General features: G+C 41.3%; 1 protein-coding gene. It reads right to left on the minus strand.

Annotated elements, in window-relative coordinates:
* A partial coding sequence (locus I6F37_RS43565) for a hypothetical protein (RefSeq protein WP_225154920.1) occupies positions 1-397 on the minus strand: 397 nt, incomplete at both ends.

Consider the following 397-nt stretch of genomic DNA (forward strand, 5'->3'; position numbering starts at 1 on the left):
CTTATTAATGAAGCCGTATTCGTTATCAAACTGCCGCACTTGGGTTACTTTGGTTTCGCCGTACACTTTTTGCATACCGTTATCAACGTGGTAAAAATCAGCAAGGGTCTTGGCGTAAAGTTTATCGCCATCAGCTAACGGTGTGCCGGTCTTGGTATTAAAGTAACTAACGTTCTTGCTTAGGTCGCTTACCTGATAAAAACCGCTGTCGCCGATTTTTACAACGGCAATGCTCTTGAAAACACTATCCGCAACGGGTAGGGTAAGATTGGATATAACAAGATCCTTACTATCTATAATTTGCGTATAGGCCTTTTGATGCGGACCTATGTTATGCAGTTTTACGATCAGATGAAATGCCGCGCTGATAATAAACGTAAACATCACAAAAGAAACT

Source organism: Bradyrhizobium sp. NBAIM08 (assembly GCF_020193935.1).
Lineage (GTDB): Bacteria > Pseudomonadota > Alphaproteobacteria > Rhizobiales > Xanthobacteraceae > Bradyrhizobium > Bradyrhizobium yuanmingense.